We start from the raw sequence: 26,844 nt of genomic DNA on the forward strand, positions 1-26,844 counted from the left end.
GGATTAATATGACAAATTTTGAGTGGGGCTCCAAATTAAATGTTTTGCCATACGGGATGCTCTATCTCATGTCGGCCCTGTTCTTTGGAACGGCGGTCATCTACCAGCCGATGATTGCGATAGCTGCCGTGCTTCTGATTATTTTGCTGGGAATCTCAATTTCACGGCCTGAACTGATCAGTTATTTCGTTCTAATCACGACGGCAATATCGATTAACTTTTTATATGATGGCAGCATGTTCGGAATGGAGATACTGTCCCTTTATAAATTGGTTATCGTGATGCTGCTTGTTCCTTGTATTCTGGTCAATGGCTTGCGGTTTCGTCTGAGTCACCCCTTGTGGGCAATGGTAGCGCTGCTGGTGATTACCTTTGGGTCTTCGATCTGGCTGCCGGAAATGACCTCATCCATTGCAGTTAAAGCTTTTATCGGTCTATCCATTCCATTCGTATTTTTATTAATCAACTGGAAAAAGAATGTAGCTGAGCTGCAAATCAAAATTATCTGTATGCTTCCCCTTGTTAGTGTAGTGGTTGGTTTGTTGCTGCAGCTTGCGCATGTTCATAATTTTCTCAACATCGAGTATACAGGCGCTGTACGGATTCAGGGGGCTAATATTCCTGCGCATCTAGCGATGCTGGCCTTTATGGGAGTAGCGATTCCATTTATAGAGGTGAAGCGGAATCCGCAGCAAGCACGCTTTTTCTATATCATGTTAGTTCTAAATTTCTTTATCTTGATTGGAACAGGAACAAGAGGGCCTATATTGGCACTTGGACTTACCGTTCTCTATTACTTCTATGATATTCTCCGCCAATATTTGAAGGGCAGAACCTATCTGCTAATTCCGTTGATGGGTGCATTTTTCCTGATTATGGTCGCCGTTTTCTGGCAGCTCGATAATTTTGAGAAACGTTCCTTTGAGAGACAGACAGATACGGCTGTTGATTTATCAGGAAGGTCAGAGGCATGGGAGTATTTCTTAAACAAGGCTGCGGACTCTCCTTGGTCTGGTAGAGGGCTTGGAGCAGTGACGGTAGCAAATGATGGAACATTGTATAAGGGTTTTGTAGTTCCGCACAACGAGTATATCCGCTTTTACTTCGATGGGGGATATATTGGCGCTATTCTGTTGATGTTCTCTTTATTGGCTGTATTTATTCTGGTGTACAGAGCATTGGCTCCGCCGATCAAACCTTATTATCTGTTATTTATTGCAGCGTTTTTAATCTACTCATTCTCCGATAACACGCTGTCGACGGTCCAATTTATTATTCCGTTCTGTTGGTACCTGAACTGCCTGTATCGATCTTCACAGCCAACCGATTCCCCACAAAAAGAAGTGATACGATGAGTCAAGTGAACATGTTCGATGTCAATTTTGATAACTATGATTTCATGGATTTGCTTGATTACATTGATAAAACCATTCAGGAGAGGAATCAGTCTTATATCCTCACTTGCAATGTAGATCATGTGATCAAGCTTCGTAAGGATAAAGAATTTCAAACGGTATATTCGAAGGCAGGCGCAGTTGTTGCTGACGGAATGCCACTGATCTGGGCATCCAAAATGCTAGGCAAGCCGCTTAAGCAGAAGGTATCCGGCGCGGATCTATTTAATCGATTGGGCAACGCCTTTGAGCAAAGGAAATACCGGCTGTTCTTCTTAGGCTCAGCTGAAGGCGTGGCGGAACGGGCAGCGATGAATTTGAAAACAGCGCATCCCGGAATAAATGTGGTTGGCTGTTATTCTCCATCCTATGGATTCGAGCACAATGAGGAGGAGAATGAACGCATTATAGAAATGCTGACAGAGTGCCAGCCAGATATCGTGTTTGTTGGTGTAGGAGCGCCTAAGCAGGAAAAGTGGATTTACCGCCACTATACCTCTTATCAAGCTCCGATATCGATCGGAGTGGGAGCGACCTTTGATTTTCTGTCAGGCTCAGTGAAACGAGCGCCTAGCTTTATGCAAAAAACAGGGTTCGAATGGTTCTGGCGGCTAAGCCAGGAGCCGGGCCGGCTCTGGAAAAGATATCTTGTGGATGATGCACAATTTCTACTTTTATTACTTAAGGAACTGCGTAAGCGGGATAAGGTGAAGGAAGGAGGCTTGGAATGAGTGTATTTACGCCCCCATCACTTAGGTTCATCAAGACAGCTGGATTAATAGGGGGGACTGCTGCTGCAGGTGTCTCTCTTCCGCTGATCATCGGCTTCTCCAGTGCGATGCTGAGTTCATCGAACAGTCTGCAGGGAGTCATTCTCTCAGCCATCCTATTCCCGGCTTTCTTGTTAGCCATACTTAGACCGAAAATGCTGGTTGCTTATACCTTGCTAATCTGGGCCGTAGCTCCAGAGCTGCGCCGCATTGCTGACTGGTCAGAAGGAGTGTATCACTCTGTATCCTTGCTGAGCTTAGCTCCCTTGTTAACCGGTGTAACCTTGATTATTCCGCTGCTGAAGGAGATTCATAATATTCAAAAAGCCTCCACGCGGATCATGTTAATGTTCGCAGTAGCACTGGGTTATGGTGCTTTAATCGGTTTGGCTAAGAATGGCATGGGTTCAGTTTATGACTTAGCGAGTTATATTGTGCCACTGCTGTTATTGCCGTACTTTGCCGTCACGAAGTTCAAGCCGAAGGATATCGATCGACTGCTTACCGCTTTTGCCAATATTGCAGTCCTAGTTGCCATTTACGGGATTGTTCAGTATTTAACGGTGCCACCTTGGGATGTGTTCTGGATGAAACATGCGGATATGATGTCCATCGGAAATCCATATCCATTGGAAATCCGAGTGTTCTCTACGCTGAATTCGCCTGGACCAGCTGCAACATTCTTAGCGTTTGCTTTAGTTCCGATGATACTGGAGAAAAAATGGCGGGGAACATTGCGCTGGATCGGCGTTCTGCTAGTTGTAATCTGCCTGCTGACTACTTTGGTACGTGCGGCATGGCTGATACTCCTGGTGATGCTGCTCATGTATATTGGAACCTCTCCTTCTAAGGGAAAGTGGAAAACCTTGATCCAATTAGTTTTTGTGGCTGCTGCGTTGTTCTGGGTTGTGCCAAAATTGCCTGGCGCCGAAGGACTGGTTGCTCGGGTAGAGACACTTTCTTCTGTTCAGGAAGATCACTCTTATAATGAACGGCTAAGCTTATGGCAAAACATGTTGCCGATGGTCGCCGCCAATCCAGTAGGTCAGGGAATCGGTAGTGTAGGCCAAGGGACTAAGCTTGGTAATGACGGCGAGCTTGGAGAGTACGGAATTATGGATAACGGAGTTATCGCCTTACTGCTTACCTTTGGTATTCTGGGTGCTGTTTTCTTCTTCGGAGCTTTAGGCGCAGTTGTCAAACAGATATTCGCTAGAGTAATCAGCAGGGACCAATTGCAGCCATACGCCCGACTTGCTCTTGCTACTTGGACCGGTGCGATAGTCAGTTTGGTATCAGATAATGGGTTTCCCGGACTCAAGGGATACTTAATCTGGATGCTGATCGGTCTTGGCCTCAGCGCAAGGGAGATTACACAAAGTAGAAGGAAGGGAACACCGTATGCAGCAATTGAATGCAAAATCTCTCCCCGCTAGAACAATCTGGTCATCTTTTAGATTGTTCGCGAAGAGTAAGGATAATAGCTCGGCAGCCGTGAAGACAATGTTTGTCAGTGTCATGATCCTACTGATTAACATGTTAACGGGTGTACTGACCGCCCGTTATCTTGGACCGACAGGACGTGGGGAACAGACGGCAATGATTAACTGGTCACAGTTTCTGGCCTTTAGCATGAGCTTTGGGATTCCATCAGCTCTGATTTATAACGCTAAGAAAAACCCGGAGGATGCCGGAGTGCTTTATCGAATGGCATTGCTGCTGGGTATCATTTTTGGGGTCATAGCGATGATTATTGGTATCGTGGTCTTGCCTTATTGGCTGAAATCCTTCAGTCCGGAGGTCGTGACCTTTGCTCAGTGGTCTATGATTCTGTGTCCGATTATAGTGATCTCTCAAATTAACAATGCAGCTTTTCAATTCAGAGGTGAATACAAGAGGTTTAATTGGATTCGCTATCTAGTGCCGTTGCTTACACTGACGATGATTGGGATATTGATCGCGCTGGATCAGATGAATCCTTTTACAACTGCAGTTGCCTATCTCCTTCCTGGAGCGCCGGTATTTATCGGAATGACGATTTCCTTGCTTCGCACCTATAAGGTGAAGATGAGAGGGGCCTATCAGAATTTAAAAAGATTGTTTACTTACGGGCTTGGTTCCTACGGCAATGACTTGCTTGGCAATTTCTCTTATTATATCGATCAGATCCTAATTGCCGGTTTGTTAAGACCTGCTGATCTGGGGCTGTATGTAGTGGCTGTGAGTCTATCGCGGATGGTTAATTTTTTCTCAAGCTCGATTACTATCGTACTGTTTCCCAAGGCCTCTGAGCTGTCAAAAGAACAGGCAGTTGAGTTAACATTCAAAGCCTTTCGCATAAGTACGACTTTCACCATGCTTGGCGGAGTAGTCCTGATGCTCTTAGCCCCTTTAGTAATTCCGTTGATGTACGGCAAAGACTTCAATGCGGCATTAACCGTGTTTCGCTTGTTGCTCCTTGAAGTGACTATTAGCGGGGGGACGATCATTCTGGCGCAGGCCTTTATGGCGTTAGGCAAGCCGAAAATTGTTTCGATGCTTCAAGGTTTTGGCTTACTCTTGGTTATCCCAATGTTGTTCCTGCTCATCCCTAAGTTTGGCTTACTCGGAGCAGGGATAGCGATGCTGTCATCAGCAATCCTGCGATTCTTCTTCATTGTTCTCAATATAAAGTACACCTTAAAAGTTAAACTACCCCGGCTGCTCATTACCCGGGAGGACATCCAGTGGATGAAGACGACGATGAATTCTTACATTCGCAAGAAACCGATGGATATGAATGGATAATGCGAAAGACAAAGGAGGAAACCTTCATGGATTCAGTAAAAAGCGTGGTAGGCGGCCAAGGCAATTATCCAATATCGGCTGTCATCATCGCTCAGGATGACGAAGTTCGAATATCTAAGGCCATACAATCCTGCAGGTTATTCGCCGACGAGGTGATTGTGATTGACGGAGGCAGCAAAGACGGGACAGTTCAGCTTTCCGAAAGCTTGAATTGTCGTGTATACGTCAACCCATGGCCCGGATATGCGAAACAGAGGGAGTTCGGAGTAGAACGCGCGGTTCATGATTGGGTCTTCCTTATTGATACTGACGAAGTGGTCAGCGACGAGTTGGCCGCAAGTATTCTTGAACTGAAACCGAGGCTTAAGGATCAATCGGTTGCCTATTCTATCTACCGGATCGGTGATTTTATGGGCAGATGGCTGGATCGTGGCGAATATCTAGTGCGCCTTTACAACCGCAAAGCGTATGGAATTCGAAACAGCTTGGTGCACGAGATGCCCGAGGTTTCTGAAGAACGAACTATACGTTTGACAGGAACCCTCTGGCATTATGGTTACCGCAGTATTAACGATCATGTGGCACGTTTCAATAAGTATACTGACTTGGAAGCTGAAAGTGCGTATGCCAAGGGCAAACGATTTCGGGTCAGTCATCTGCTGTTAAGACCGCCAGCCCGTTTCCTGCAAAAGTATTTCTTACACGGTTTGTTCAAGAAGGGAATGTCAGGTTTCGGTGTATCCGTATTCTGGGTCATGTATGAATTCATGGTCGGCTTCAAGCATTACGAATTAATTAGATCGGGAAAGCTGACTCAGCACAATGCGAAGACGAGTCAGACCGAGAAGGAGAATAAAGGAGAGAGAAGCTATGCCGTACAGTGACGGATTGAACATTATGACGACTGGCCTTAGCTGGCCGTCGCTACAGCCGGGTGGGCTTAACACGTATTTCAAATCCGTTTGCGAGCAACTCTCCTCACGTAATCGGGTGCATGCGCTGATTTGCAGTCAAGAAACGCCTGCTACCCCTGAGGAATTGATTATTCACAATGCCGGAGATCCAAAAGATGGGATCTGGAAACGTAAGGATGCTTTCCAGCGTAAGGCGGCCGATCTGATGGGAGAGGGCAGTGGCCGTATAGATATTTTATACACTCACTTTGCTCCTTATGGTATTGGTCCAGCCTTGGAAGCAAAGAAACGTGGGATTCCTGTAGTGATGACTTTTCATGGCCCATGGAATGAAGAAATGAAAATCGAAGGTCAAGGCATTAAGCACCGGGTCAAAACAACCATCGCCAAATCCATTGAACATAGAGCCTATAAACTAGCGGATAAGTTCATCGTGCTTAGTGAGACGTTCCGGGACATTCTCCATAAGCTGCACGGAGTGCCTCTACACAAAATTTTAGTGATTCCAGGCGCAGCTAATGTGGAACGTTTTATTCCCGCTACGAATCGATTGGCGATTCGACGAAGCTTGAATTTACCTGAGGGAGCAACAACCGTGCTGACTGTCCGGCGGTTGGTCAATCGAATGGGACTACTCCAGCTGCTTGAAGCCTGGAAGCAAGTTGCGGAGCGTTTCCCGAATGCAATTCTGCTGATTGGTGGTAAAGGGCCGTTGCGGGGAGAACTGGAAGAAAAGATCGCCGACTATGGCTTAAGCAATAAGGTAAGACTGCTAGGCTACATTCCCGATCATGAGCTAGCCTCTTATTATCAGGCAGCGGATATGTTCGTGGTTCCCTCACAGGCATTGGAGGGCTTTGGTTTAATTACCGTTGAAGCTTTATCTTCAGGATTGCCAGTGATGGCTACACCGATTGGCGGCAATAAGGAAATTTTGCAAGGCTTCCGGCCGGAGTTGCTATTTAAGAGTTCAAGTAGCGACCACATGGCTGAAGGCATGATCCATATGCTTAGCAATCGAAAGCTGCTTCCGAGCCGGGATGAATGCAGAGAGCATGTACTGGAGAGATATACCTGGGAGCATGTTACGGATCAAGTAGAATCCGTGTTCCTGCAAGCCTTAGGAGAGGAGGTGACCACGTAATGCTTAGAGTGGCCTATATAGATCACACTGCTAAATGGAGTGGTGGAGAAGTAGCCCTGTTTAACATCCTTACCCATATTGGAGAACAGATCGATCCCCTGGTAATCCTGGCTGAGGATGGTGCCCTGGCTGAACGGCTACGTGAAAAAGGAATGGATGTCCGTATTATTCCGCTGGATGAGAGCATCAGAAGTCGTGGTAGAAATGCAGTCAACTTGGGAGCACCTGCTGCAGCCTTCAAGCTGTTGGCTTATGGTCGCAAGCTTGCGCCGCTTTTAAAAGCGGAGAAGGTAGATTGCGTGCACACCAATTCCCTAAAATCTGCATTATACGGAGCCATCGCTGCAAAAATAGCGGGCGTTCCATTGATCTGGCACATCCGGGATCATATTGGAGCTCCTTATTTAAAGCCAATCGTTGCCAAAGGAATTCGTTTGCTGTCGCGTCTGCTCCCAAATGGAGTCATCGCAAATTCACATTCTACGCTGAATGCTTTGGAGTTGCCGCGTTCGAAAAAAACGCTGGTCGTATACTCCGCTTTTGCTAAAGCGATTGGTAATGGAATCGGTATGCGGGACCAGAAGGATTTTAACGTACTGCTAGTTGGTCGATTGGCGCATTGGAAAGGTCAGCATATTGTGCTGGAAGCCGCAAAAAGCTTTAAGAACGAACCTCGTGTGAAATTCTGGCTGGCCGGAGACGCTCTGTTTGGAGAAGAAGCTTATAAGCAGGAATTGCTGCAAAAGATAAAAAACGACGAGCTTACTAATGTAAGCATGCTAGGGCATGTGGATGATATCCAAGGCCTTATGAATACTGCTGATTTACTGATTCACACTTCGGTAACTCCTGAGCCTTTTGGCCAAGTTATCGTTGAAGGAATGGCAGCGGGATTGCCGGTGATCGCCTCCAATGAAGGCGGGCCGGTAGAAATTGTAGTTCAAGGTGAGACAGGGCTACTGATAGAGCCTGGTGACGCGGCGATACTGGCAGACTCCATTAAATGGATGCTGGATCACCCAGAGGAAAGACGGCGGATGGCGGACAATGGGATGAAACGAGTGAAAGAGCATTTTGTTATCGAGAATACGGTCAAGGACATCGTTGACTACTATAAAGGTTTGTTGGCGGGCACCTGACAGATGAGATGACGCGGTAATTCTGAAGATGATGCTCCATAAAACTTTGAGGATGATTCACATGAAAATTGCGATAGCGCACGATTACTTAATCCAAATGGGCGGCGCGGAAAGAGTGGTGGAAGTCTTTCATCACATGTATCCCGAGGCTCCAATCTACACAACGGTTTTTAACGGAAGCCGCCTTACTGACAATCTCAAAGATGCGGATATCCGTGCCTCCTGGCTGCAAAAGATTCCGGGGGTAAAGACCAATTTTAAAGGGGTGCTGCCACTTTATCCAATGGCCATCCGTGATTTGGACTTTCGCGGTTTCGATATCGTCCTGAGTTCCAGCAGTGCTTTTATGAAAAGTATTCAAGTTCCTAAACATACGTTTCATCTTTGTTACTGCCATACGCCTATGCGCTTCGCATGGGATTATGACACCTACATGGAACGTCAGTCGAATTCCGGGCTGTTCAAAAAAATGCTTAAGGTATACATGCAGCAGCTCAAAACGTGGGACCAACGGACTTCCAAAAATGTGAATCAGTTCGTAGCCAATTCATCAGTAGTGAAGACGAGGATTCAGAATTATTATCACCGGGATGCAGATGTCATATTTCCACCGATTAATACAGCCCGGTTTACAAGCTCTTCAACCATTGGTGACTATTATTTAATTGTCTCCCGGCTTGTTTCCTACAAGCGGATTGATCTGGCAGTAGAGGCTTTTAACCGTAACGGACTTAAGCTTTATATCGTAGGGGATGGACCAGATCGCAAGCGTCTCGAAGGCATGGCTAAGGATAATGTATCGTTTCTGGGCCGGCTAGAAGATGAGCAAGTGACTGGAATGATGGCACAGTGTAGAGCGTTCATTTTTCCAGGAGAAGAGGACTTTGGAATTACACCGCTGGAAGCGAACGCTGCAGGAAGACCGGTAATTGCTTATCAAGCAGGTGGGGCACTGGATACTATTATTCCTTATGTAAATGGTGTGTTCTTTCAGCATCAAGAAGTGGAGGATCTGCTTAAGGCTATTTATGAGGTAGAGTCCTACGCTTGGGATATCGATCAAATCATGGAGCATGCACGTAAATTCGATGAGCAGGCGTTTATGGTTAAGTTCAAGCAGTATGTTGAGCAGGCCTACGTCAATTTTCTAAAAGGAGGATGATTGTATGAAGCTGACAGTAATCGGTACTGGGTATGTGGGTCTTGTATCTGGCGTGTGCTTTGCACTGGGCGGACATCATGTCATCTGTGTGGATAAGGACGAGGAAAAGATTAAGAAGCTGAAACAGATGGAATCGCCCATCTATGAGCCGGGAATCGAGGAACTGATTGAACTGAATCTTCGTGAGGAACGGTTATCTTTTTCTGCAGATCTTCAGGATTCGGTGCGGCATTCAGATATTATCATTCTTGCTGTAGGTACGCCATCGCTGCCTAATGGTGAAGCTGACTTAACCTACATTGAGGGTGCAGCTGCTGAAATCGCTAAAGCGATGGAAGGGCACAAAATTATAATGACTAAATCTACAGTTCCCGTAGGGACAAATGAGAAAATCTCCAAAATGCTCTCTAAGTTTACCCATCATTCTTTTGATATCGTGTCTGCTCCCGAGTTTTTACGTGAAGGGTCAGCGATTCGCGATACCCTCCATCCCGACAGAATTGTCATTGGTCTTGATAATCCAGAGCTGGAACCAACCATGCGCGAGCTTCATAAGGGTTTCACTGAAAATGTATTTGTAACAGATATACGCAGTGCTGAAATGATCAAATATGCTTCAAATGCATTTTTGGCCACGAAGATCTCCTTTATTAACGAGATCGCCAATATTTGTGAAAAAGTGGGAGCTGATGTAACCGAGGTAGCACAAGGAATGGGTATGGACCAAAGAATCGGGTCATCCTTCCTGCAGGCTGGCATCGGTTATGGAGGCTCCTGTTTCCCGAAAGACACTAATGCACTCATTCAAATTGCGGGCAACGTCGATTACGAATTCAAATTATTGAAATCTGTAGTCGAAGTGAACAAGGGACAACGGTTTATGATCATCTCCAAGCTGCATGAATCACTTGGCAGCCTGCGCGGTTCGACGATTGGGATATGGGGGCTTGCTTTCAAGCCTAATACTGATGATGTCCGCGAAGCTCCAGCCAGAGAGATTGTTGAGGCACTGGTGGCTGAGGGGGCAACAGTCAAACTATATGATCCAATCGCAGCTACAAATTTCAGGCAGCAATATGATCATCCGCAGCTTCGCTGGTGCAATCTTCCAGAGGAAGCGGCTGAGGGCAGCGATGCCGTATGCCTCTTGACCGATTGGAGCCTACTGAAGGAGATTGATCTGCATCAGCTGGCGAAAAGCATGCGCAATGGGGTGCTGATTGATGGACGCAACGTGTATTCCAAGGAGCAAATCGAGGGTACCGGCCTCGTTTATCATTCTGTCGGCCGCCCGCAGATGGGTGGCTTGAGCGGTTATTCTGCTAGTGTGGCTGGAGCGGTTTAATCATTTGTGTTAAGTGTCAGTCGCAACTGCGGTGAATGTTTGGACTTCCAGCCGCTCTTGTTTCCAGATTTCTTGATTTATATCGCTTAATAGCGGATGAAATCCGGAAAAGCTTATGCTTACGAAGTGAGCTTTCCTACGGAAAGCTTTTAGGCGGACGCTATCGCTCCTACAGTTCCAAAATTCCCCTCCGTCACTCCGTTCCCTTATCATAAGTTTTAAGCAATTTATAAAGTTAGAGTACTCTGATTGTTTATCGCAGTAGCAGATAACCTTGTTGTTGTAGTAGTACTTGCGTTGGCTGCTGCCTCCATAGGAGCAGAAGCAAATCTTTAGAAAAACGTGCTGCCTTCCGGCTGGTACAGCCCGGTGCAGTACGGTTCAAGCATTTAGAGGAAGTTGGTTAGGTAAAGAACGGAAAGGGAATTTGGAACTGTAGAAACGGAGTGTTCGCCTTTATCCTCGGATTTCTACCGCTGGCGGCGGTTCAAATCAGGAAATCTGAGGATAACAGCGATCGGAAGTCCAAAATCCCTTGGAGTGGTTCATACCTAATAAATTTTTTTAAAAATGCATCCGCTCGAACTAAGGCTAAGCGGAAGCTATACGTTTTGATAACAATTCAATTATGCTCATTTCCATATATTAAGGAGGGTTCATTCTATGAAAATGGTACTTCTATCAGGCGGTTCAGGTAAACGGTTATGGCCGTTGTCCAACGACTCACGTTCAAAGCAATTTCTAAAGGTACTTGAAAGCCCTCAGGGTGAACCAGAATCCATGGTACAACGTGTCTGGAGACAGCTGGAGGAAGCAGGGATGGCAGAATCATCTTATCTGGCCACCGGCCGTGGCCAAGTAGAAATGATACAAAGCCAGCTGGGAAGTCATGTGCCGATTATCGTTGAACCGGAGCGTCGGGATACTTTTCCGGCTATCGCCTTAACAGCTACCTATCTTTATTCAGTGGCAGGTGTTTCTCCAGCGGAAACGGTAGCAATATTGCCTGTTGACCCTTATGTAGAAGCATCCTTTTTCGATACCATAGCTATGCTTGAGGGGACCATGCTGGAAAGTGGAGCAAATCTGGCACTAATGGGTGTTGTTCCTGAACATGCCTCAGAGAAATACGGATATATTATTCCTACCACCGAAGAGGCGGGGGGAAATGGTTTTATGAAGGTGAGTCACTTTCAAGAGAAACCAGACCGTATACAAGCAGAACAGCTCATCGAGCAAAATGCCTTGTGGAATTGTGGAGTGTTTGCCTTCCGCTTAGGGTACTTGTTAGATATTTTGCAGCGTAAAGGGTTGCCTTTAGGATATGAAGAATTGCAGAAGCAGTATAAGCTATTGTCTTCCATCAGCTTTGATTATGAAGTGGTGGAGAAAGAAGAACATATTGTAGTACAGCCGTATGATGGATTCTGGAAGGATCTTGGAACGTGGAATACGCTGACAGAGGAAATGAGCAGCAAGCATGTAGGAAAAGGTTTTGTGACGGCGGATTCTGAGGGGACTTGCTTGATTAATGAGCTGGATATTCCGATTACGGTAATTGGTGCGAAGGATCTGATCATTGCGGCTAGCCCGGATGGGATTCTAGTTACCCATAAAGCTGAGAGCCCACGGATTAAAGAAGTGCTGAAGACCTTTGAACAAAGACCGATGTACGAGGAACGCCGCTGGGGCCATTACAAAGTTATTGATTATGTGAAATATGATGAAGGCAATGAAGTGCTGACCAAACGGATTTTTATATCCGAGGGGAATAATATCAGCTATCAATTACATCGCAAGCGTAGTGAAATTTGGACAATCGTCAGCGGCGAAGCAAGTATTGTTCTGAATGAGAAAAAACATAATGTGAAGGCTGGGGACGTGGTACGTATACCGGAAGGAACGAAGCACGCGATCCTTGCTTTGACGGATGTCGAGTTTATAGAGGTACAGACGGGTTCTGAATTAGTAGAAGAAGATAACATTCGTATTACTTTAGACTGGAATGATATAGAACTACAACAATTCATTTCATAGGTCTAACCTATCTATTTAACCAATCCAAAATTTCTTGAAACAGGTAAATTGACTCAATTATCAAAAAAAGTCATAAAAACACTAAATATATCATTAATTGTCGTCGATACTTACGGTAAGAGAGATTATTTCTCTTAAATTGAAAAGGCAAACCTATCGAAAGGTAGGGACGCAAAGCTATAGGGCCTTCGAAAGAGTGGCAGCCTGGCTACCGAAAGGGAGATTATTTTGAAAGCTTACCGTACGTATCGATTATTTGGCGCATTTCTGTCACTCGTCTTGTTTCTGACTGCACTTCCGCTTACTGTTGGAATTTCGCCGTCTGTTGTCATAGCTGCTTCAAATTCTGGAACGCCAGTTACCCCAGGAGCCTCACCTGAAGCCGTAAAGCTGCTTAACTATTTTTACTCGATCTCAGGAAAAGGTATTATTGCTGGTCAACATGACTATTTAGAAAGTCCAGATGAAATTAACAATATGCTGAAGGGAACCAGCGGACAATATGCCGCTCTTCACGGTTATGAACTGGGCGCGATCAGCGGTCAGTCAGAAGGAACGATGGCCTGGCAGCGTCAAAATGTGGTGAACAGCGCCATCAACTGGAATAAAGCGGGCGGGATCGTAGCTATGACTTTTCATGCTAACCTGCCGGGCACCTCTTATGACTGGGATAATGTAAAAAAAACACTTAGTCAGAATGAGTTCGATAGTTACGTTACACCGGGTACCAAGCAATATAACAATCTGATCGCTGAACTTGATAAGGTGGCAGTCTCTTTAAAAAGCTTGCGCGATGCCAATGTTCCGGTGCTTTGGAGACCCTATCATGAAATGAACGGGAACTGGTTCTGGTGGGGGAAGAAAAATAACTTTTCTAAACTTTGGAATATTATGTATGACCGTTTTGTTAACGTTCATAAATTAAATAATTTGTTATGGGTATGGAGTCCGAATGCTCCCAATGTTTGGTCAGATCCTTATGCGCTAACTTATCCAGGTGCTGATAAAGTAGATATTCTGGCAGCAGATATATACGAAAATGATTACCAGCAAAAATACTATGACAGCTTGTTGAGTCTAGCCGCAGGCAAACCGATTGCGATCGGGGAGAATGGTGAAATGCCTAATCTGGAGAAGCTTCAGCAATCACAAAGTAAATGGACGTATATGATGAGCTGGGGAAAAATGCTTTACGAGAATAATAGTGCAGATACAATTAAAACATTTATGAATAGCAACTATACCTTAACTAGAGATAAATTAAATACTAGTCTGGTACCGACACCTAGCGCTGCACCAGCGCCGGCACCTCCCGAAGAAGAGGGTGAGGCAGCAATTCCTCTTGTGAAGGGGCTTGCAGGAGAATATTACAACAACATACAGCTATCGGGAACAGCAGCTCTTACTAGAACTGATGCAATTATCGATTTCAATTGGCGGCAAGGATCGCCGGATGCCGCCCTCGGGGTTGATCGTTTCTCCATACGTTGGAGCGGTAAAATTAAGCCATTATATGATGAGCAATATACATTTTACACTACCTCAGATGATGGCATCCGTGTGTGGGTGAATGGGCAATCCGTGATTGATAGTTGGACTAAGCAAAGTGGTACTGAGCGTAAGGGTAATATAACGCTGAAGGCTGGCCAGCTATACGATATCAAGGTGGAGTATTACGAAAATGAAGGCGATGCGAGAGTCCGCTTGATGTGGGAAAGTGCTAGTCAAGCTAAAGAGACAGTTCCAGCAAGTGCACTTTATCTTCCGGATGTCTCCTGATTGATGAAAATTAAAGGTCGATCCTTAGTGGCTCTGCGTTATTGCAGAGCTACTAAGCTATAGTCCTCATTAGGTCAGAAGACGATTGTCCGATAACAGGTATGTTTATTTAGCACCTGTGGAGGCAGTACAGCTACCGAAAGGAGGATTTATTTGCGTAAATATTATAAGCAAAACAGATTGTTGTTTACTATATTACCGGTGTTTATTATTTTTTCCTTGCTGCCTTGGGGAGAGGTTAAGGGTCTTCCGAAGGCTATGAGTGTTTCTTCCGCTCTTCCTCCGGCTATACCAAGCAATCCATCAGCTTCTGAAGAAGCCAAGCAACTGCTGAGTACTTTGGTGAATCTACGTGGCAAAGGAATCCTGTCTGGCCAGCACGATTATCTAGAAAGTCCAGATGAACTGGTTCATAAGCTGAAGAATACATCGGGACAAAATGCCGTTCTACATGGTTATGAATTGGGGGCAATTAATAATCAACCCGAAGGGACGATCGCAGAACAGCGACAAGCTGTTATAGACAGTGCAATGGAGTGGCATCAAGAGGGTGGCATTGTAGCCATGACATTCCATCAGAGTTTGCCGGGGACTTCTCCGGAGTGGTCCAATGTAAACAGAAGTCTCAGTCAAGAGAAGTTTAATACTTATGTTACGCCTGGGACGGCTCAGTATAAGAGTCTAATCTCTGATCTAGACGAGATCGCTGGCTATTTGGGACAGCTGCGTGATGCCGGAGTTCCAGTCTTATGGCGACCTTACCATGAAATGAACGGCGGTTGGTTTTGGTGGGGGAAAAAGGACAATTTTTCAGCGCTTTGGAATATTGTCTATGATCGTTTTGTAAATACACATCAACTGAATAATCTACTGTGGGTGTGGAATCCGAATGCGCCGAATGAATGGGCAGATCCTTATGCTGCATATTATCCCGGTGCGGATAAACTCGATGTTCTTGCTGTGGATATCTACAATAACGATTATAAGCAGTCCTACTATGAGGATCTGCTCGCACTTGCTGATGGTAAACCTATCGGAATCGGGGAGAGTGGACAGCTGCCGAACCCGGAAGTATTAACCGAGAAACAAAATAAATGGGTCTATATGATGACCTGGGGAAAATTACTGACAGAAAATAATACGCTACAGTCAATTAAAAGCTTTATGAATGACTCGTTTATAGTATCGAGAGAGGATTACGTTCTCACAACAGGAGGCCCTTCGATAGCACCGGTAATCCCGGTAACTCCAACGGGTTTGACTGGAGAATACTATAACAATACTGATTTAGAGGGAGAAGCGGTACTTATCCGCGATGATCGTAAGATTGATTTTAATTGGCATGGCGGGTCACCTGCACAGGAGATAGATGAAGATCATTTTTCTGTTCGCTGGAAAGGGAAGCTCAAACCCAAATTCAGTGAAAAATATACGATTTCGGCATCCTCTGATGATGGAGTCCGTGTCTGGATTGACGGAAAGCTGATCATCGATAATTGGAAAAATCAAAGTGCAACCCTTCATAAAGGAAGTATCCCGCTCACAGCCGGAACACTTTATGATATCCAAATTGAATATTATGAGAATGAAGGAGATGCTAATCTTCGCTTGCTGTGGGAGAGTTCCAGCCAGAAGCAGCAGGTGATTCCACAAGGGGCATTGTTCCTTCCTTAATCTAATGAAATGATAGGGTTAGACATTCCGGAAGAAAGAGAGGACCTATGGATGGGAATAACGAGGAGAATATCTAATAGAAAAAATAGGATAACTGCAAACAAACCATTACTGTTATTACTGAAATTCACCGCATTAACCGTCTTGTTTCTGTTGTCTGTCTCTGTTTTCGGAACGAATAAGACGAACGATTATAAGGCAGGTGCCAATATACCAAGATTAGCTACAGGAAGTGATGTTGCAGCAGAAATACCGGATGGTACTGTGATCTGGAATCTGGGACAACATGATGGCTCAGCAGCTGAGTTCGCTGCGAGTGGCACTTCTGGCAGTAAGAAGATATTTAATGTTCCTTCTTCAGCGCTCAAATCATCGGCTCTTCAGAGCTTGCCTGCAGGCTTGAATGGAAAGACCCAGCCGGAATTAACGATCACCTATCAGCTAAATAAGATCCCGGAGAATGGGGTCTTATTTAGCGTAGGAATTCTGGATGCTTATAAATCCGTGCCGCAAATGAGTGTGTTTTCCAATCGTCAATTGTCAGGGATCATTCAAATTGCGGGCGTATCGGGCACAGAAAGTGAATATAGCTTTCAAAAATCCTATGAATTATACATTCCCAAGGAGCAATTGAAGCTGGGAACGAACGAATTGAAGCTGCAAACGGTTCGCTGTTTATATTGCAGTGACAAAGAAGACGAATATTCCTGGTGGACTTGGGATAATCTCCGTTTAGAATCTCTTAACGCTCCAATTTCCGAGCCTATTCATGGCAGCTATACACTGACCGGAACAGTAGTGAATAATAAGCAGTTTTACTTTGATGATGGTGCGGTTACGCACTTGCCTTATGTTATCAAATGGCTAGGGATGGCTTATAGCGGCAATGTGATGCGTACCAGCTGCGCCAGTGATGTCGGGAGATCCTGCTCAGATATGCTGGAATATTACAAGGTATTGAAGGATTACAACATGCAGGCGGTTGCTCTGTATTTGCATACTGGTGATATTAAGCTTAAGGCAGATGGATCGTTGCCTGCTGATGCGGAGAAAAAGCTGACAGATTATTTTGAACAATATAGCCCTTATTTTCAATATTATGAGGTAGATAATGAGCCAGGGTTATTTAATCGTTCTAAGGCAGTGAACCTGGCGATTGCGGACTGGTTGAATAAAAAGGGTAAGCAAATCGCGCCCCATTTACAAACTGTTGCTCCGGGCTGGGCGTATTGGCCGAGCTACAGTGAAGATTCCTGCGGTAATCAGAAGGGAACCGGGAAGGAATGTGGAGATCCAGATGGCTGGGAACGTGATCCAGAGCAACGTATGGAGCTGGAGAAGGTTACGGATTTGACCAATGGACACTCCTACGGCGACTCTTATATTTTTAGTAATGGAGGAAGCTTTACTGAGAATTTGAAGACCTTCACTGGCGCAGACAATGGACTCGGCAAAAAAATGCTGACCACTGAATTTGGTACCTCGGACAGTCATGTGGATGCCTATCAATACGGGGCAACGGAGCGGACAGCGGCTGTATTCGACCGGATCATGCGTGCACATATTGGTTATGCGGATATGTTTGTGCAGCATGCTGCTTTTTTTAAGGATTTCAGTTTATTCAAATACGGATTTAATTTAGAAGAGCATGATCCGGCAACCACAGAGATTTATTATACAAAAGAAAATGAGGATTCACGTGTCAGCATCATGAGAAGGCTCAGTCTTGCCTATGCTACACATGGAGCTCCATTAACTTACCAAGTTGCAAACAAAGATGTGTTAGCCGACAAGCTGGTATATGTTCGGGCCGTGGATACTTCTACATTGAAGCCTCTTGCTGGAAGCGGGGCGACTTCAAATAAGGTACTGGTTAATTTCGTTAACTTTGAGTCTACTCCACAGACCGTGAGTGTAAATGTGACTATGCCGAAAAACGGGGTGTATGAAGGGGAACGTTTTGGAAACGGGGATACGTATGAAAAAGCAAGAAGTTATGTAATAGGCAAAAAGGCTACTCCCACGTTAACCTTTACGGAGACACTTGCTCCAGGAGAGGCTGTGCAGTATATTTTGCAGCCTTCCTCTGAAGTAAAGCCGTTGGCACCTAAAGGATTCAAAGCCGCAGCAACAAAAGGTTTAGCTGTAAAATTAAATTGGTTGGAGGCACCAGGAGCAAGCTATGAACTGCTTCGCGCTGAAGGTAGCGGCGGGGAAATGAAGGTGGTAGCCACCGATGTGAAGCTTACAGAATATACGGATCATAATTTACGTGAAGGGACGTTATATACCTACGCGGTAAGGGTATCCGGCTCTAATTTACTGTCCGATAAAGTTCAGATTACAGCCACCGGACTGGTTCCTCTGGATCGTACTAAATGGAAGGTATCCTCAAATGTGAATACGGCAGCATCAGCTCCTAGTCTGGCTATCGATGGGGATCGGCGCACGCGCTGGGATACGGGGAAACATCAGGCTTCCGGAGAGTATTTTCAGATTGATCTGGGTGAAGCACATGAAATTGAAAGAATAGATTTGGATAGCACGTTATCACCGTTTGATTATCCAAGAGACTATGTAGTTTATATTTCTGACGATACTCAAAACTGGAACAAACTCACGTCTGGAAAAGGTACGAAAGAGCTTACTAAGATATCCTTTTCTAAAGTAAAGACGAGGTATATCAAAATTGTACAGACCGGATCCGGCGGGAATTATTGGTCCATTCAAGAGTTGCAGGTGTATTCCAGAGAATAAGGGTATCATTTGAATTTATATAATCATTTATAGCGCATACTAAATAACCTGCAAAATACACCAAGTAGCTCACGGCAGAGACACCATGCGGAATTAGGAGCATCGTACAATAAACGGAAGCCGTCCTTAAAAGGACGGCTTCCGTTTATTCTTGTTTAAATCCGTTAAATGAAACGAAGTCCAGACATATACGGCAAAGGCAAAGTAATAGCATCCGAATCCTCTGATCTCGCTGGATCAAAGAGCAGCGAGATCAGCTCCTTGTCGTCCTGCACGGACGACAAGTCGAGGCCCTTGCGGCAGCCTTCGGTCTGCCGCAATAGCGCTTCCCGGTCTGCGATGCAGACCGTCCCGCTGTTCGCGCCGCCGCTTAAGCTGGCGCCGGCGTCCCGCAGGAGCGCGAGCAAGCCGCGCTCCTGCCACGGCACAGGCACTTGCAGCGTGCCAACGCCGCCGCACAAGGCCGCCTTGGTCAGCAATGCCGCTACCGCGCTCGGCTGGCCGGCCCATTCCACCGCCGTCGCCGCGTTCGGCGCTGGTACGTCCGCAGCCGCGGGCACAGCCACTGCGGCGAACCCCTCGATGCTGCCGTCCCGAACGGCTACGAGTGTGCGCTGGGCTAAGCCCATCACACCCGCGTAAGCCTCGGTCCCCAGCAGCAGCGCCAGCTCACCCGGACTATATACATGTCCGGCTTCCCGTTCATTGAGCAGCCGGTAGACGGCGAAGAAGTCGCCCGGCTGCATTGGCCGCAGCGTCCATTCTTCTCCTGCTGCGGCTGCAAGAGCCTGAGCTGAGCTTGCGTTCAGCTCGGCAAATTGCGTACCTCCGAACGGTACGCACCCAGCTCGGGTGTATAGCGAACGATCACCCGAGACAAAAATCAGTGATGCCTCGGCCTCGGCAGCGTGACTCTGGCATAGCTGTAGAAGTTGGCCCGCCAGTCCTTGGCCCCGAAAAGCGGGATCGGTGCAGACAGCACCTATGGAGAATACATTCAGGAAAGCATCTCCAGTCTTGATCGTGGAGGGTACGAGCCCCATGAAAGCAGCAACCGTTCCGTCATCGGCAATAGCCGCGTAGGAATGACTGAGCCCAGGACGGAAAATAAGTGGAAACAGTTCTTTCATTGAAGTGGCACCCGGTTCACGAAAGACAGAATCTGCGAGCAGAGCCGCTTGGTCTAGCTCCGCAGGTTTAATTAATCTCAATTGCATAACATTCAACCTCCTATATGTACACACGATGGGGAGAAAGCATTTACATAAAGTATAAGGCCCGGGGAATGAAATCTCCAATCTTGTTTATATTATTCAATGTCTCAAAAGGATATCGAAAAGGGTAATAAAGTACATAAATAAGGAAGCTTCTTATATTTTAAAGCTAGAAGAGAAAGGGAAGTGAATAATCGGTGTCCCAACTTGCAGATAATATTATATTATTACTGGCAGCACTCCTGCTTGTAGGCGTATTTTCCACCAAGTTCTCCACTAAATTTGGAATGCCAGCTTTAGTGCTGTTTCTTGCTGCGGGGATGGTGCTAAGCCAATTTGTTTTTTTTAACAATGCTTCCTTAACGCAAATGGCCGGGATCTTCGCATTGGTTGTCATATTATTCGAAGGTGGCATGCAGACGAATATTAAGGATATTAAACCTGTTATTCGGCCGGCATTATCCTTATCAACGGTAGGCGTAATCATGACGACAGCCATTGTAGGGGTATTCGCTAAGCTGATCCTTGATGTGTCATGGCCAGAAAGCTTTCTGTTTGGAGCGATCGTTGGATCGACAGATGCGGCTGCAGTCTTCTCGGTACTTGGCGGTAAGAACATTGATAAACGTCTGACCTCGACGTTAGAAGCAGAATCAGGAAGCAACGATCCAATGGCGGTATTCTTGACAGTCTCGCTAATCGAATGGATACAGCATCCGGATATGGCGATATGGGGGCTGCTGTTGTCTTTTATATGGGAGATGGGCATTGGCTTAGTACTGGGTTTTGTGCTGGGGAAGATCGCAGTTTTCTGTATCAATCGAATTAACCTGGATTCTACAGGTCTTTATCCAGTAATGGCGATTGGCTTTGCTGTTCTGACCTATGGTTTATCAGCATGGGTACATAGCAGCGGGCTGCTGGCTGTTTATGTTATGGGCCTTACGCTTGGGAATTCCGAGCTAATGTATCACCGTACCATTATGAATTTTAGTCATGGTTTTGCTTGGATGATGCAAATATTTATGTTCATACTGCTTGGTTTGTTAGTATTTCCACAGGAGCTGGCGGAAGTGGCATGGCAAGGTATCTTGTTATCCGTCATTCTGATGGTTGTAGCTAGACCAATCGGTGTATTTATAAGCCTGCACTTTTCCAAATTTACGATCCGCGAGAAGACTTTGATTTCTTGGGCCGGACTTCGTGGAGCCGTTCCGATTGTGTTAGCAACTTATCCGCTGCTGGCTGATCTGCCTCACGGACGACTATTCTTTAATGTTGTATTCTTTGTCGTACTGACCTCGGCGGTGATTCAGGGAACTAGTATTTCCCCGCTAGCATCCCGATTGAAGCTTGTGGGGCAAGAAGATTCAGATCAGCCTTCCCTGATGGAGCTGGTTGCTCTTGGCAAGACAGATTCGGAGTTTAACCATATTGGAATTAACCCTTATATGTCCATTGCTGGACAGATGATTTCAGAAATAGGTCTGCCAGATGATATCTTATTTACGGCAATTATCCGCAATAAAAAGATTGTCACTCCGCATGGAAGTACTGTTATTGAGCCTGGGGATACTGTGTATGTCCTAAGTCCGAAGAGTAAGCGTGATGAGATGAGGGCTTTCTTCCGCAGCAGGAAAGGAAAGACCGCGGAGGAGGATGTTTCTTTAATCTAGAGAAGAGACTCTTTTACCAAAGTGTGACACACATAATAGGCTTCATAACATAAGCTGTGCTAGAATCGGCACAACATATAATCTCCAGAATAGTTGCAAAACACGAAAGAGTGTGTTAAATTGTATATAGATTTAGAACGAGTCTAAATACAATTATAATAAATGAACCATAGGAGGTTTTATTAATGACAACACAATTAAAGAACCATACTGAACTGCAAGCTGCTTTGAACCGCCAAACTGCGAACTGGTTCCTGCTCGGGGTAAAGCTTCATCATTATCACTGGTATGTTAGCGGATCTCAATTCTTCACACTGCATGAGAAGTTTGAAGAGCTATACAATGAAGCTGCGGGTTATGCAGATGATTTGGCTGAGCGTTTGCTTTCTATTGGTGGACAACCAGCCTCCACAATGAAGCAATATCTTGAATTGTCCGACTTACAAGAAGCTCGCGGCGGCGAAGATGCTAAAGGTATGGTACTTGAGCTCGTGAGAGACTTTAAGACTGTTGCTAAAGAACTGCAAGATGCAATTGCTACTGCTGAAGAATTGAGCGATCAACCAACTGCGGATCTGCTGATTGGCATCAGAAGCAGCATTGAGAAACATGCTTGGATGCTGAATGCCTTTATCGGTTAAGACAACATCCTTATAGGGATAGAATACACAAAGAGCGCCTGCGTATGGTTAACGCATGGCGCTCTTTTTTTGAAGCATTCTATTTAATAAATACTCCACCAAATGGCACGGCTTCGCGCAGAAATCGTTTAATAATTCCATCATCGTTATTATCTCTTTCAAATCGGCGATTCTGGCGTCCGGCTTGAAACAACACAGGGCCGTGGCCCGTCATCTTCCAATGATAACTCATATGCTGGCTAGCTAAATGGTTGCCGTAAACGGTAAGCTCCAGCTTCGCATTCTCAGGATAGGCAATAATGCTGCCTGCATCCACATAGAGCGGATTGTAAGGATGAAGCTCAGCTTCACATACCGTACCTTCAGTCAATATACCAATGATGCCGTTACCCGTAAATTTCACTTTCACAATATCTCGTGTAACGAGCACATTCTTCATACTTAGCACTCGTGTATCCATCGTAACTCCCTTGCTGTAGAAGAAGAGATGTTTAAAGTCGTACAATAAATCGCTCTTTCCATCAAGCTGCAGAATCTTTACCCGATAACCTGGTGGAAGGGCGGCGACAAAATGGCAAGGGCCAGACATATCCGAACGAATCAGTTTTCGCTTGCGATAGATGCCCTTTACATCCATAAATCTGTCTGCCCGTCCAGTGGCAGGCCCTTGATAAGCGATAATTTGTTGTGGGTGCAGCACATGAACCTCTTCCTTCTCCCCAAGGGTGAAGGCTACGGCTTGTCCGCTCCCGCTGTCGCTTTCATCTTGGACATCGATGTTCATTTTTCATCTCCCTCATGCTGTAGACGTGATCTTTACTGAATGTTCAAGATTAGCGCAGGCGGTCTCCTTTTCTAGAACGGTGAAGCATGCTGAAACGAACAATACGGATGAGTATAAAATACCCCAGAATTAGACCAATCCCCGTAAAAATAGTCACTTTGATTTTATGATAATATTCTTCGCGTGCCGTCCGGTCATTTTGCAACTCATCAACCATCTGCGTTAGTTGGCGATTCTGCTCCTGAAGGGCTTCGTTCTGTGTCCGGTAGGCCTCCATTTCCTGCATGGTATTCGTAAGCTTATCCTTCGCCTGTTGTAGCTCTTCAGCTGTCTGCTGAAATCCTTCTTTCAATTCATTGACTTCATTTGGAAGCTCAGAGAAGCTTTTGAATCCATTATAGATATCACTGAATATATTGGCTTGTGCTACTGGGGCCGGAAGAGATATGGAAAGAGTCAGCAGAAGCAGGAGCGAACATAACAGCTGTAGATATTTACGGTATTTACGTTGTTTCATCTATATAATCACCACCCAATTTAGGCTTGTATTTCTTTTATTTTAACACAGCTTGACAGCTTCTGACAGCGTACGCTAAACGTGAATAGGGCTTCTTGGGTCAGTAATATTTGCCTGTTTGAAGTGAGGTTACACTTCCTTGTAAAGAACGATTTGGCTGTGCTCAACATGATTGAGAAGAGGGACTATTTATCGTATACTTTGGACGGAAAGGGGCTGCTGCGGAATGAATAAATGGCTTAAGACAATGTTATTTTTGGTCGGATCTGCTTTTTTGACGAGGTTGATTCCATTCTCATCTTTGTTTCGGAATTTGGACACGATGATTCATGAATTTGGTCATGCGCTGGTGACTTTACTGCTGTCTGGCAGTGTGCTGCGGATTGAGCTATACGCGAATCATAGTGGGGTCACCTATTCAGCCATTCAAGATGGAGGCAGAGCGATACTGGTGTCGCTATCCGGGTATGTGCTTGCTTCCTTATTCGCATTGCTGCTCTTCTATCTCTACAGTAAAGGACGGCATGATTGGGGACTTATATTAGCTACTACAGTAGCATTGATTATGCTGGTAATGTACGTGCGGGGAAGCTTCGGAATGATGTGGTTAGGCGGGTTTATTGCACTGAATGTTTTAATGCTGGTGGTGTGGAAAAAGGCCAGCAAATATTATTATTTGTTATTAGCTTTTTTGACCTTGGAAGAGTCTGTAATGGGAAGTTTATTTCTCGTATATGCGGCCGTTGTATCCCCATCTCGTGCGGGAGATGCCAGTAACCTGGCAAGGATGACATCGGTGCCGGCCATATTTTGGGCAGTCCTATTTTTTATATTTTCTCTGCTTTGCGCCAAATGGGCGCTGGGACTATTTTTTAAGCGGGAGCGAGTGCAGCCTAAACTTCAGAGTCGTTAAAGTTAAAAACATAAAATTTTCGTCATAAACAGACAAAAGGGGCTGTTTTTGCGAGAGTCAGTCTACTTAGTATGTAGAATGGCTCTTTTTTTGTCGATAATATAGAACCGAACATACATTCCATGACATGGAGTTGTCCGCCATTATTGGTACATTAATAGAAGACCCAAAAAAAGAAAGAGGTGGAAAATATGATGGAAAGTATTACTCCTATATTTACGTGGGGTCAAGATCGTATTTTTGCAGGTGGAAATCGGGATGTTGTTTTACTTGTCGAATGGAAAGGAAATTTGCCTTCAGAAAATAGCCGACCAAGCAGCCACAAAGTGGTTGCACGTGATATTGAACTACGAGTTTGGCTTGAGCCACATGTAACTTTTAAGCGCTGTTATGGATGTGAAATGGAGGCTGGAGAAGGGAATTCACTCTTGCTTAAGCTTGGAAAAATAAAAACAGGACAACGCAAATTCATAGGATTGGAGTTCACTACTTCTAGTTCTGTAGCAGGTAAATATGAAGCATTATCCCTACAGTGGAAGTATAAAAAACCAACCGTAGAGCGTGTTCGTGAACTTCCCGTGAAGGTACTTGAGCTGGAGTACGCGCATCATACGCGCATTCTGAGCGATACTTGCTGCTTTTATGTTGAGAAGCATCTGGAATTGTTGAAGACGGCTGAAACGGTTGAAGCAGCAGAGGCACTACGAAGTAAAGGCCAGCATAGTGAAGCTCACGAAATGCTCAATCGACATGCGGATAAGATGTTGCTACTCGCAGTACGCTCTGGAGATCCTTTGCTGCTTAAAGAGGCTGAAATGTTGTATAAACAGATCGGGTTCGAGCATCAGCAACGAAGTAAAGCCGTTGGTGGAATTTAATATAGGACTCACTGCACGAGGATGCACATAAGCGAAAAAAGACCTATACATAAATTGGATTTTTCAGCGGATTCGGCGGAAAATTATAAGAAGAATTGTAATATAAAATGTGGTAACATAGTAAAAAAGTTCTATCACAATTTTACTTTTTTTCATAAAATAATGGGTCTATTTAACCATAAATCAAGGGGAACTGAATATGACAGACCGATTAATCCGACTGATGCGCATTATTACACTTGTTCAAGCCAAGCCAGGGATATTAGCCCGCGAATTGGCGGAACGCTGCGGCAACAGCGAGAGAACGATTTACCGGGATATGGACGCGCTTAGCGCCATGCATATTCCCATAACCCACCTGGGGCATGGAAAAGGTTATGCTTTTATTGGGAATTTTGCACTCTATCCCTTGGATTGGTCGGAAGAAGAAGCAAACGCATTTTCGCAATTACGCTATATTATGGAAGATATAAAACCAGCATTACCCATAGATTTTGAAAGCGCGTATGAAAAAGTAGTCGCAGCTGAATATAAACGTAAGGCGGAGAGAGAAGAAACAATAGAACGTGCAAGAAGAGAAGTAGGGGTGGGGTGGGCAGAAAGAAGCAGTTCGCATATGGAACAACACTCATTTCTTACTCCGATCCTGGAGGCTTTATTAAAGCAAAAGAGTATTCAAGCGAATTATAGTGAGAATGCATTAGAAGAGAAAGGGATCACCATTGATCCTTATTGTCTGGTCCCGCTGGAAAGTCGTTTTCATCTCATTGGATTTTGTCATCGTCAGGGTGTTATTCGTACATATCATATCAACGATTTTTCTAATGTGAAGCCATTAAATCGTTTTTTTTCGAAGGAAGCGTTTGATGTGCAAGCCTTTATGAAGCAGAAATGGTCACTCGATAGGGATAGTTTACAGGTAGAATTCAAAGTGAAATTCTCGGAACGGGTAATGGAAGGAATTAAGAAGGACGAATTGCCTTTTAAGCCAAGTAAAGTGGATCGTCAATCTAGATGTTTTCACTTTAAGGTTGCCGTGGAACAAGATATAGGATTTGTCCGCTGGATTAAGAGATTCGAAGAGGAAGCGGAAATCATTGAACCGTACTATTATCGTGAAGTAATCAGGCAGCAGTTGGAAAAATGGAGTTCGCACTATAAATAGTGATACGCTCATTTGACCTTCGTTCAATTCGAAAGATGGGGTGCTTGAGCAACCATTTAAATGGTTGCCGGTGGCATCCTTTTTTTGCGAGTAAGTCCAAGATACTCATTTCTAACTATCTAATTATAACAATATATAACTAAACATATCCAAA

21 protein-coding genes and 1 riboswitch are annotated in these 26,844 nt (G+C 45.1%); of the genes, 18 read left to right on the forward strand and 3 right to left on the reverse strand.

The window, feature by feature from the left end:
- Positions 1-8: 8 nt before the first annotated feature.
- From MKX41_RS29280 to MKX41_RS29340, 13 genes are all read left to right on the forward strand, one after another.
- A complete protein-coding gene (locus MKX41_RS29280; protein ID WP_036676609.1) occupies positions 9-1,355 on the forward strand; it encodes an O-antigen ligase family protein in 1,347 nt (448 codons plus the stop codon).
- Positions 1,352-2,125 (forward strand): WecB/TagA/CpsF family glycosyltransferase, encoded by a 774-nt coding sequence (locus MKX41_RS29285; protein WP_036676606.1) that lies wholly within the window; start codon positions 1,352-1,354, stop codon positions 2,123-2,125. Before MKX41_RS29280 ends, MKX41_RS29285 begins: the two co-directional genes overlap by 4 nt.
- Positions 2,122-3,600: an O-antigen ligase family protein gene (locus tag MKX41_RS29290; protein ID WP_340974275.1), complete on the forward strand. Its 1,479-nt coding sequence runs from the start codon at positions 2,122-2,124 to the stop codon at positions 3,598-3,600. Before MKX41_RS29285 ends, MKX41_RS29290 begins: the two co-directional genes overlap by 4 nt.
- Positions 3,566-4,951: an oligosaccharide flippase family protein gene (locus MKX41_RS29295; RefSeq protein ID WP_340974277.1), complete on the forward strand. Its 1,386-nt coding sequence runs from the start codon at positions 3,566-3,568 to the stop codon at positions 4,949-4,951. Before MKX41_RS29290 ends, MKX41_RS29295 begins: the two co-directional genes overlap by 35 nt.
- A 26-nt stretch (positions 4,952-4,977) precedes the next feature.
- Positions 4,978-5,835, forward strand: a complete 858-nt coding sequence (locus MKX41_RS29300; RefSeq protein ID WP_340974279.1) for a glycosyltransferase family 2 protein — start codon at positions 4,978-4,980, stop codon at positions 5,833-5,835.
- On the forward strand, positions 5,822-7,009 hold the full coding sequence (locus MKX41_RS29305; RefSeq protein ID WP_340974281.1) for a glycosyltransferase family 4 protein: 1,188 nt from the start codon (positions 5,822-5,824) through the stop codon (positions 7,007-7,009). The genes MKX41_RS29300 and MKX41_RS29305 overlap by 14 nt, the downstream gene beginning before the upstream one ends.
- On the forward strand, positions 7,009-8,148 hold the full coding sequence (locus tag MKX41_RS29310; protein ID WP_036676593.1) for a glycosyltransferase family 4 protein: 1,140 nt from the start codon (positions 7,009-7,011) through the stop codon (positions 8,146-8,148). The genes MKX41_RS29305 and MKX41_RS29310 overlap by 1 nt, the downstream gene beginning before the upstream one ends.
- Positions 8,149-8,209: 61 nt before the next feature.
- Positions 8,210-9,310: a glycosyltransferase gene (locus MKX41_RS29315; RefSeq protein WP_036676592.1), complete on the forward strand. Its 1,101-nt coding sequence runs from the start codon at positions 8,210-8,212 to the stop codon at positions 9,308-9,310.
- A 4-nt stretch (positions 9,311-9,314) separates the two neighbouring features.
- Entirely contained in the window at positions 9,315-10,655 is a 1,341-nt protein-coding gene (locus MKX41_RS29320) for a UDP-glucose dehydrogenase family protein (RefSeq protein WP_339245147.1), read from the forward strand.
- A 663-nt stretch (positions 10,656-11,318) separates the two neighbouring features.
- Positions 11,319-12,692 carry a sugar phosphate nucleotidyltransferase gene (locus MKX41_RS29325; RefSeq protein ID WP_036676586.1) on the forward strand — a complete coding sequence of 458 codons (1,374 nt, stop codon included), beginning with the start codon at positions 11,319-11,321 and terminating at the stop codon, positions 12,690-12,692.
- 136 nt (positions 12,693-12,828) lie between these two features.
- A riboswitch (cyclic di-GMP riboswitch) is annotated at positions 12,829-12,908 on the forward strand.
- Positions 12,909-12,920: 12 nt separating this feature from the next.
- Complete coding sequence (locus MKX41_RS29330) at positions 12,921-14,471, forward strand: glycosyl hydrolase (protein ID WP_340974283.1); 1,551 nt, start codon at positions 12,921-12,923, stop codon at positions 14,469-14,471.
- Positions 14,472-14,624: 153 nt separating this feature from the next.
- Positions 14,625-16,145 (forward strand): glycosyl hydrolase, encoded by a 1,521-nt coding sequence (locus tag MKX41_RS29335; protein ID WP_340974284.1) that lies wholly within the window; start codon positions 14,625-14,627, stop codon positions 16,143-16,145.
- A 51-nt stretch (positions 16,146-16,196) separates the two neighbouring features.
- Positions 16,197-18,902 (forward strand): discoidin domain-containing protein, encoded by a 2,706-nt coding sequence (locus tag MKX41_RS29340; protein WP_340974287.1) that lies wholly within the window; start codon positions 16,197-16,199, stop codon positions 18,900-18,902.
- A gap of 164 nt (positions 18,903-19,066) precedes the next feature.
- Here the strand turns inward: MKX41_RS29340 and MKX41_RS29345 are convergent, their stop codons facing one another.
- Positions 19,067-20,119, reverse strand: a complete 1,053-nt coding sequence (locus tag MKX41_RS29345; RefSeq protein ID WP_340974288.1) for a GNAT family N-acetyltransferase — start codon at positions 20,117-20,119, stop codon at positions 19,067-19,069.
- 194 nt (positions 20,120-20,313) lie between these two features.
- On the opposite strand from MKX41_RS29345, the gene MKX41_RS29350 reads away from it, so the two are divergent.
- Positions 20,314-21,792: a potassium/proton antiporter gene (locus MKX41_RS29350; RefSeq protein WP_340974290.1), complete on the forward strand. Its 1,479-nt coding sequence runs from the start codon at positions 20,314-20,316 to the stop codon at positions 21,790-21,792.
- A 185-nt stretch (positions 21,793-21,977) separates the two neighbouring features.
- Positions 21,978-22,433, forward strand: a complete 456-nt coding sequence (locus MKX41_RS29355; protein WP_042185198.1) for a Dps family protein — start codon at positions 21,978-21,980, stop codon at positions 22,431-22,433.
- Positions 22,434-22,512: 79 nt separating this feature from the next.
- Here MKX41_RS29355 and MKX41_RS29360 read toward each other — a convergent pair whose 3' ends face one another.
- Positions 22,513-23,217 (reverse strand): AIM24 family protein, encoded by a 705-nt coding sequence (locus tag MKX41_RS29360; RefSeq protein WP_042185200.1) that lies wholly within the window; start codon positions 23,215-23,217, stop codon positions 22,513-22,515.
- Between the two features lie 49 nt (positions 23,218-23,266).
- The gene (locus tag MKX41_RS29365) at positions 23,267-23,734 is read right to left on the reverse strand and encodes a hypothetical protein (protein ID WP_042185202.1); all 468 of its coding nucleotides are present in this window, start codon (positions 23,732-23,734) and stop codon (positions 23,267-23,269) included.
- 226 nt (positions 23,735-23,960) lie between these two features.
- Here MKX41_RS29365 and MKX41_RS29370 point away from each other — a divergent pair, with 226 nt between their 5' ends.
- From MKX41_RS29370 to MKX41_RS29380, 3 genes are all read left to right on the forward strand, one after another.
- Positions 23,961-24,647, forward strand: a complete 687-nt coding sequence (locus MKX41_RS29370) for a M50 family metallopeptidase (RefSeq protein WP_076283905.1) — start codon at positions 23,961-23,963, stop codon at positions 24,645-24,647.
- Between the two features lie 191 nt (positions 24,648-24,838).
- On the forward strand, positions 24,839-25,525 hold the full coding sequence (locus tag MKX41_RS29375; RefSeq protein ID WP_042185207.1) for a hypothetical protein: 687 nt from the start codon (positions 24,839-24,841) through the stop codon (positions 25,523-25,525).
- Positions 25,526-25,724: 199 nt separating this feature from the next.
- A complete protein-coding gene (locus MKX41_RS29380; protein WP_042185208.1) occupies positions 25,725-26,690 on the forward strand; it encodes a helix-turn-helix transcriptional regulator in 966 nt (321 codons plus the stop codon).
- Positions 26,691-26,844: the final 154 nt, after the last annotated feature.

The sequence above is a fragment of the Paenibacillus sp. FSL R5-0475 genome (genome assembly GCF_038004585.1).
GTDB lineage: Bacteria > Bacillota > Bacilli > Paenibacillales > Paenibacillaceae > Paenibacillus_AQ.